The organism is Rhizobium sp. L9 (assembly GCF_002531885.1).
Classification (GTDB): domain Bacteria; phylum Pseudomonadota; class Alphaproteobacteria; order Rhizobiales; family Rhizobiaceae; genus Rhizobium.
Window position 1 is genome coordinate 246,371 of sequence record NZ_NWSZ01000011.1, and the last position, 6,962, is coordinate 253,332.

Sequence of the window (6,962 nt, forward strand, 5' to 3'; positions counted from 1 at the left end):
CATGAATCTCTACACCGCCCCAGATCCGAATGACATCGAGCGCGTCAGTGTCGAGCCGGTCAACGCCCGGCGCAACCGACAGCCTCTCTATGCGCCGCGCAAGAAGATTTTTCCAAAGCGCGCCGAGGGTCGATTCCGCTGGTTCAAATGGATGGTGATGCTGATCACGCTCGGCATTTATTACCTGGCGCCGTGGATCCGTTGGGATCGCGGCCCCTACGCCACCGGTCAGGCAATTCTCGTCGACCTCTCCGCGCGGCGTTTCTTCTTTTTCTTCATCGAAATCTGGCCCCAGGAATTCTACTATGTCGCGGGCCTGCTCGTCATGGCGGGGTTTGGCCTCTTCCTCGTCACCGCCGCGGTCGGCCGCGCCTGGTGCGGCTACGCCTGTCCGCAAACCGTCTGGGTCGATCTCTTCCTCGTCGTCGAACGCGCCATCGAAGGCGACCGAAATGCGCGAATGAAGCTCGACGCCGGCCCCTTCACCTTGGACAAGCTCAGCAAGCGGCTGATCAAGCATGCGATCTGGCTGCTGATCGGAGCCGCCACCGGCGGCGCATGGATCTTCTATTTTGCCGACGCGCCGAGCCTGGCGGCTTCGCTGTTTGCCGGCAGTGCCCCTGCCGCCGCCTATGCCACCATCGCCATCCTGACCGCCACCACCTATGTGCTTGGCGGGCTCATGCGCGAGCAGGTGTGCACCTATATGTGCCCGTGGCCGCGCATTCAGGGCGCGATGCTGGACGAAAATTCGCTTGTTGTCACATACAATGACTGGCGGGGCGAGCAGAGGTCGCGCCACGCCAAGAAAGCCCAGGCCAAGGGCCTGCCGGTCGGTGATTGCGTGGATTGCAATGCCTGCGTTGCGGTCTGTCCGATGGGAATCGACATTCGCGACGGCCAGCAGATGGAATGCATCACATGCGCTCTCTGCATCGATGCCTGTGACGGCGTCATGGACAAGCTCGGAAAACCTCACGGCCTGATCGCCTATGCGACGCTCAGCGAATATTCGAGCAACATGTCGCTTGCGACGGACGGAGGACGGACAGCTATCCAGCCGTCGAATGTCCGAAACGCTGATGGAAGCTTCATCTCGGCGGTCCGGCATTTCGACTGGCGGATCATCTTTCGTCCGAGAATCCTGTTCTACGCCGTCGTCTGGGCATCGATCGGCATTGCCATGGTCATCCATCTTGCCTTCCGCGAACGACTCGAACTCAACGTCGTCCATGATCGCAACCCCCAATATGTCCTTGAAAGCGACGGCTCCATCCGCAACGGCTACACACTTCGCGTCCTCAACATGGTTCCGACGCCGCGGGATGTGACCATCACTCTCGTCGGGCTCGAAGGCGGCATGATGCGCAGTCCCGAGTTCGGCAGGCAGGATGGCCGCAGCTTCACGGTCAATGCCGAACCGGACGCGGCCACGACGATCAAGGTCTTCGTGACGCGCAAGCCTGACGGGGCCGAGATCAACGAATTCCTCTTCGTCATCGAAGATACGGGCCATTCCGACCGGGCGACCTATCGCGCGGCGTTCAACGCACCGGGAGAGGTGAAATGAAGGCTTCCACTAGAGGTTTTACCGGTTTGCACATGCTTCTTGCCACCTCGGCATTTTTCGCCGTCGTGATCGCCGTCAATGTCACCATGGCCGTGTATGCTTCATCCAGCTGGAGCGGCCTGGTCGTCGAAAACACCTATGTGGCCAGCCAGGAATTCAACGGCAAGGCGGCAGCGATGAAGGCGATGGCCGCCTCCGGCGTTGAGGGCGCTCTCTCCGTCAACGGCCGCGCGATCCGCTACGACATCCGTGATGGCAAGGGCGCGCCTGCGATCATCGACGAAGTCACGCTGAATTTCAAAAGGCCGGTCGGTGATCACGAGGATTTCCACCTGACCCTCCGGAAGACGGGCGAGGGCCGGTTCGAAGCCGACCACGAGGTCGCCGGCGGCGACTGGATCGTCGAAGCCATATCGAGAAAGAACGGCTTGGTCGTCATGCATGAGGCCAAGCGCATCGATACTGCGGAGTTTGGCCGATGACCTGCTGCTCCATGGATACGGAAAGCGTGCTCGCCCTCAGCGCGACATCCGCCAGCGCCGACGAAATTCGGCTCGCCAGCCACCCGCTCGGGGCCGGATTGCATCAGCTCGACCTCAGTGTACCCGACATCCACTGCGGCGGCTGCATATCCACCCTCGAAAAGGCGATCTCGGCGCTTCCCTTCGTCAAAAAAGCCCGGGTCAATCTCACTGCCCGCCGGGTCAGCTGCATTTATCAAGGGGAAATCGAGAAGCGGGCGACTGACCCCTCCGAAATCCTGGCAACGATCAATGCGGCCGGATACCGCGCGCATCTCTTCACACCCGCCGCACCTGAAAACGACAGGATCAGGAACCAGCTGCTGCTGGCGATCGGAGTTTCGGGTTTTGCAGCCGCCAACATCATGCTGCTCTCGGTGTCGGTCTGGTCTGGCGCCGACGCGGCGACCCGCGACATGTTTCACTGGATCTCGGCGATGATTGCGGCCCCCGCGCTGGTCTATGCGGGGCGCTTCTTCTTCAAATCGGCATGGAACGCCCTGAAACGCGGGCGCACCAACATGGACGTTCCGATCTCGCTTGCCGTGACGCTGTCGTATGCCGTCTCCCTGTGGGAGACGGTGCATCACGGCGAACACGCATGGTTCGACGCCTCGGTTTCGCTGCTGTTCTTTCTGCTGATCGGCAGAACCCTCGATCACGTGATGCGCGAAAAGGCGCGCGCGGCGATCAACGGGCTTGCAAGACTGGCCCCGCGTGGGGCGCTGCTGATGATGCCGGACGGATCGCGGCGCTATGTACCGGTGGAAGAGATCGCAGTGGGAGACGACCTCGCGATCGCGGCGGGCGAGCGCATCCCGGTCGACGGGACGATCGTCAGCGGCGAGAGCGACGTCGACCTCTCTATCGTCACCGGTGAAAGCAGTCCGCTCGCCGTCACCAAAGGCGGCACGGTGAATTCGGGGGCAATGAACCTGACCGGCTCGCTCATCCTTCGGGCGACGAAAGTGGCGAGGGATTCACTTCTATCGGAAATCATCGGCCTCATGGAAGCGGCTGAAGGCGGCAGGGCTCGCTATCGCCGGATTGCCGATCGGGCCGCAGCGCTCTATTCCCCGGCCGTGCACCTGTTGGCGCTGGTCTCCTTTCTCATCTGGGGATTTTTCGGCGGCGACTGGAAACAAGCGATGCTGGTCGCGGTCGCCGTGCTGATCATTACGTGCCCGTGCGCCCTCGGCCTTGCCGTTCCCGTGGTCCAGGTGGTCGCTGCGGGCGAGCTTTTTCGCAAGGGCATCATGGTCAAGGACGGTTCTGCGCTCGAAAGACTCGCCGAAGCGGATATCGTCGCCTTCGACAAGACCGGCACACTAACGATGGGGCGGCCGCGTCTCGTCGGGGTCGAAGCCACCGACGCGGATAGTGCCGCCATCGCCACCGCATTAGCCGCGCATTCACGGCATCCTCTCTCCCAGGCGCTGCAGCGGGACATTGAGAAGGCTTCTTCATTCTCCTTCGGCAGAGTCACGGAAATCCCCGGCGGGGGGCTGGAGGCCTGCAATGGAACGGATGTCTATCGGCTGGGCAACCGGGCCTTTGCCTGCCGAAGCGGCCCTACGCCCGGCACGGAGGATGGGCCGTTTTCGGAAGTGATCCTGTCGAAGAACGGCGCCGATCTGGCACGTTTCCTCTTTGACGACACGCTTCGCCCGGGTGCTGCCGAAGCTGTTTGCGCTCTCGCTGCCGCCGGCCTTGAAACGCTGATGGTATCCGGCGACAGGCAAAATGTCGTCGACAACACGGCGCAGGCTCTCGGCATTCAAAGGGCTCTGGGCGCCTTGGCGCCGAAGCAGAAAGTCGAGGAATGCCAAAGGCTGAGCGGCGAGGGTCGCCGCGTGCTTATGGTCGGCGACGGGATCAACGACGCCCCGGCGCTTGCCACAGCGCATGTCTCGATGGCGCCCGCCACCGCATCCGACATCGGCAGGCAGGCCGCCGATCTGGTCTTTTTCAACGATCGGCTCGATGCCGTTCCGCAAGCGGTCGCCGTTGCGCGAAGATCCGCCAGCCTGATCCGGCAGAACTTTGTTCTGGCCATCGGCTACAACGTGCTGGCGGTTCCGATCGCGATCGCCGGACTGGCGACGCCGCTGATCGCAGCCGTGGCCATGTCGACATCATCGATCATCGTCGTAACCAATGCGCTGCGGTTGAATGCCTTTGGCAAACATTCTCCCATGCGGAGCGAAGCGCAAGCCAGCGGAGAGGTGAAGACCGCATGAACATGCTGATCTATCTGATCCCGATCGCGCTGCTGATGGGGGGAATGGGCCTGCTCGCATTCCTCTGGTCGCTGAAAAGCGGCCAGTACGACGACCTTGAAGGTGCCGCCTGGCGAATTCTCGTCGAAGACGAAACCGAGCGCAAAGGACCTTGATGCCGCATCCGGGGTCAAAACGAGAGGAAGATCGATGCTTGCGAAAAATCCCATACTTTTGCGGTCTGACCTGTTCGACGGCCTCGACGACGCCACGATACAAGAATTGGCCGCCACAGCTCAGTTGCAAACCTTCGCTCCTGACGAGCGGATCATCGCCGAAGGCCAGCTGGCGTCGTTCGTCTATTGCGTTATCAGCGGATTCGTCCGTCTTTCCAAATCCGAATCCACCGGGCGCGAGGCAGATGTCTGCGTCTGCGAGCCCGGCGACACCTTCGGCGAATATCTTCTGTCGGGCGGCGGAGCCTACGCCTACAGCGCGTGTTCCGCCGACGGGGCGGAGGTGGCCTTGTTCGAACTTGCAGACTTGCGGGCTCTCGCCGACCGCTACCCCTTCATTCATCGCAACGTCATGCGTATCATGACCCGACATCTGCTCGGCGCAATGGATTGCATTGCTGGAGACCGGCTGCACACGGCCGCGCAGCGCGTCGCGAACTACCTCGTAAGCCGGTGCCCTGCCGCAGCCTCACAGGCCACGTTTCGCCTGCCTTACCGGAAGAGGATTCTGGCCGGCAAACTAGGGCTTGCGCCCGAAGCGCTGTCGCGGGCATTCGCGGCGCTCGTTCCCGCAGGTGTCGAAGTCAAAGGTAAGGTCGTGCTGGTCGACAGTGTCGATCTGTTGCGGAAGGCCTGCTGATGTCGGGAACAATCCGGCAAAACACGCCGTAATTTGGCCGGGCTTCAATGTGGTGGCGGGAGCCACAGGAGATAAGAGATGACGCGCAAGCAGAAGCGCCTTGCGGTGATTGCTGGCGGGATGAGTTTCATCCTGGCGGCGGTGTTGTTGGTGATGTTCGCCTTCAGCCAGTCGGTGGCTTATTTCTACATGCCGGCGGATCTGGCCAGGACGCCGGTGGCGCGGGAGACCCGCATCCGGCTCGGCGGCCTGGTCGGGGCGGGCAGCGTCGTGCGCGGCGCCGGCTCGACGGTGGAGTTTTCCCTCACCGACGGCAGCGCCAATGCGGTGAAGGTCAGATATACCGGCATCCTGCCCGATCTGTTCCGCGAGGGCCAGGGCGTGGTCACCGAGGGTACATTTGCCTCGGGCAGCAATATCTTTACCGCCGATACCGTGCTTGCCAAGCATGACGAGACCTATATGCCGAAGGAAGTGGCCGACAAGCTGAAACAGCAGGGGCTGTGGCAGGAAGGCCAGGGGCAGGGGCAGAGCCAAGATCCGGGGCAGGAGCAGGAGGCGAAAGCCCTCGTCGGACCCATCTCCTCCACCGCCGTCAATCCGGACGAAGTGCTGGCTCATCCGGCGCTGGAGGGCGCGCGCCCGGAGCGAATGTGACGGCGGTCATGAGCAGATTGATGAAGATCAAAGCGGTATGAACACCCTGTCTCTATCATATCTCCAAATACAATTATGATCAGTGAGGCAGCGACCATGCAAGCAAGGGATATAATGACCACGAATGTGGTTTCGATCAGCCCGGTGGTGAGTGTGCGCCATGCGGTCGCGATGATGCTGCAAAATCATGTCAGCGGCCTTCCCGTCGTCGACGACCACGACCGCATCTGCGGCATGGTGACGGAGGGTGATCTGCTCCTACGCCGGGAGGTCCGCTTTTCTCCCCGTCCGGCGCGGGCGCCGGAGCTGATATCCGAGATCGACCTCGAACGTTACATTGGCAGCAACGGATGGTGTGTGGCGGATGTCATGTCCCAGGACGTCATCGTCGCCCGGCCCGACAGCGAAGTCTCCGATATTGCCGAAAGCTTGCAGGTGCACCGTATCAAGCGGCTGCCGATCGTCGAAGACGAACGTCTGGTCGGGATCGTGAGCCGACGGGATATCCTGCGTGTCATTGCCGAGGCGCCGACAACGGTATTGCCGCGGGGAGACGAGGCCATCACGCTGGCGGTGCGAACCCGGCTGAGATCGGATCTCGGTCTGACGCCGCAAAAAGTCCAGGTTTCCGTCCGGAACGGGCAGGTGACGGTCGACGGACACGTGGAATCCGAGCTCAAGCGCAGGGCGATCAAGGTTCTCATCGAGGGCCTTGGCGGCATTGCCGGCTATAAGGATTGCCTGCTCGTATCGCCAGTTCGCAACCTGGATTGAAGTTTCGGTCGCGTTGGCGCGCCGTCACGCCGAAGTGACGAGGAGGCTTGCTCGATCTGTGAATCGAGCAAGCCATCTGTCAACTTCCCTGGTTGACACGGGAGCTCCCGACTCGCCCCGTGACACTACACCAGCCACAGGCTTCCTCATTGATGTAACGCAATCACGGCGACCCCCGCGAAAGCACGCGACTTGCGCCGAACTTGACGGAGATCAAATACCGACCGGCTGCCCCGATGTATCGCTTGACCTCGCAAAAGGGAGCATCTGATGGATTTCGAAGCATTTTTCAAAAACGAGCTGGACGGGCTTCATGCCGAGGGCCGCTACCGCGTTTTTGCCGAT

7 protein-coding genes are annotated in these 6,962 nt (G+C 61.6%); all 7 read left to right on the top strand.

Annotated features, from left to right (window positions below):
• Position 1: 1 nt before the first annotated feature.
• A complete protein-coding gene (gene ccoG, locus CO660_RS13745; protein ID WP_097599162.1) occupies positions 2–1,570 on the top strand; it encodes a cytochrome c oxidase accessory protein CcoG in 1,569 nt (522 codons plus the stop codon).
• Positions 1,567–2,052: a FixH family protein gene (locus CO660_RS13750; protein WP_097599163.1), complete on the top strand. Its 486-nt coding sequence runs from the start codon at positions 1,567–1,569 to the stop codon at positions 2,050–2,052. Before ccoG ends, CO660_RS13750 begins: the two co-directional genes overlap by 4 nt.
• Complete coding sequence (locus CO660_RS13755) at positions 2,049–4,331, top strand: cation-translocating P-type ATPase (RefSeq protein WP_097599164.1); 2,283 nt, start codon at positions 2,049–2,051, stop codon at positions 4,329–4,331. The genes CO660_RS13750 and CO660_RS13755 overlap by 4 nt, the downstream gene beginning before the upstream one ends.
• A complete protein-coding gene (gene ccoS / locus CO660_RS13760; RefSeq protein WP_085780663.1) occupies positions 4,328–4,486 on the top strand; it encodes a cbb3-type cytochrome oxidase assembly protein CcoS in 159 nt (52 codons plus the stop codon). The genes CO660_RS13755 and ccoS overlap by 4 nt, the downstream gene beginning before the upstream one ends.
• Positions 4,487–4,520: 34 nt before the next feature.
• Positions 4,521–5,186: a Crp/Fnr family transcriptional regulator gene (locus CO660_RS13765; protein ID WP_097599165.1), complete on the top strand. Its 666-nt coding sequence runs from the start codon at positions 4,521–4,523 to the stop codon at positions 5,184–5,186.
• 78 nt (positions 5,187–5,264) lie between these two features.
• Positions 5,265–5,843, top strand: coding sequence for a cytochrome c maturation protein CcmE (ccmE, locus tag CO660_RS13770; protein WP_245421327.1), 579 nt, complete (start codon positions 5,265–5,267; stop codon positions 5,841–5,843).
• 96 nt (positions 5,844–5,939) lie between these two features.
• A complete protein-coding gene (locus tag CO660_RS13775) occupies positions 5,940–6,617 on the top strand; it encodes a CBS domain-containing protein (protein WP_085781248.1) in 678 nt (225 codons plus the stop codon).
• The last annotated feature ends 345 nt before the right edge of the window (positions 6,618–6,962 follow it).

What these genes read in the sequence shown, in the direction of transcription:
- ccoG (WP_097599162.1), top strand. Translation starts at nt 2, where the DNA reads ATGAATCTCTACACCGCCCCAGATCCGAATGACATCGAGCGCGTCAGT.
- CO660_RS13750 (WP_097599163.1), top strand. Translation starts at nt 1,567, where the DNA reads ATGAAGGCTTCCACTAGAGGTTTTACCGGTTTGCACATGCTTCTTGCC.
- CO660_RS13755 (WP_097599164.1), top strand. Translation starts at nt 2,049, where the DNA reads ATGACCTGCTGCTCCATGGATACGGAAAGCGTGCTCGCCCTCAGCGCG.
- ccoS (WP_085780663.1), top strand. Translation starts at nt 4,328, where the DNA reads ATGAACATGCTGATCTATCTGATCCCGATCGCGCTGCTGATGGGGGGA.
- CO660_RS13765 (WP_097599165.1), top strand. Translation starts at nt 4,521, where the DNA reads ATGCTTGCGAAAAATCCCATACTTTTGCGGTCTGACCTGTTCGACGGC.
- ccmE (WP_245421327.1), top strand. Translation starts at nt 5,265, where the DNA reads ATGACGCGCAAGCAGAAGCGCCTTGCGGTGATTGCTGGCGGGATGAGT.
- CO660_RS13775 (WP_085781248.1), top strand. Translation starts at nt 5,940, where the DNA reads ATGCAAGCAAGGGATATAATGACCACGAATGTGGTTTCGATCAGCCCG.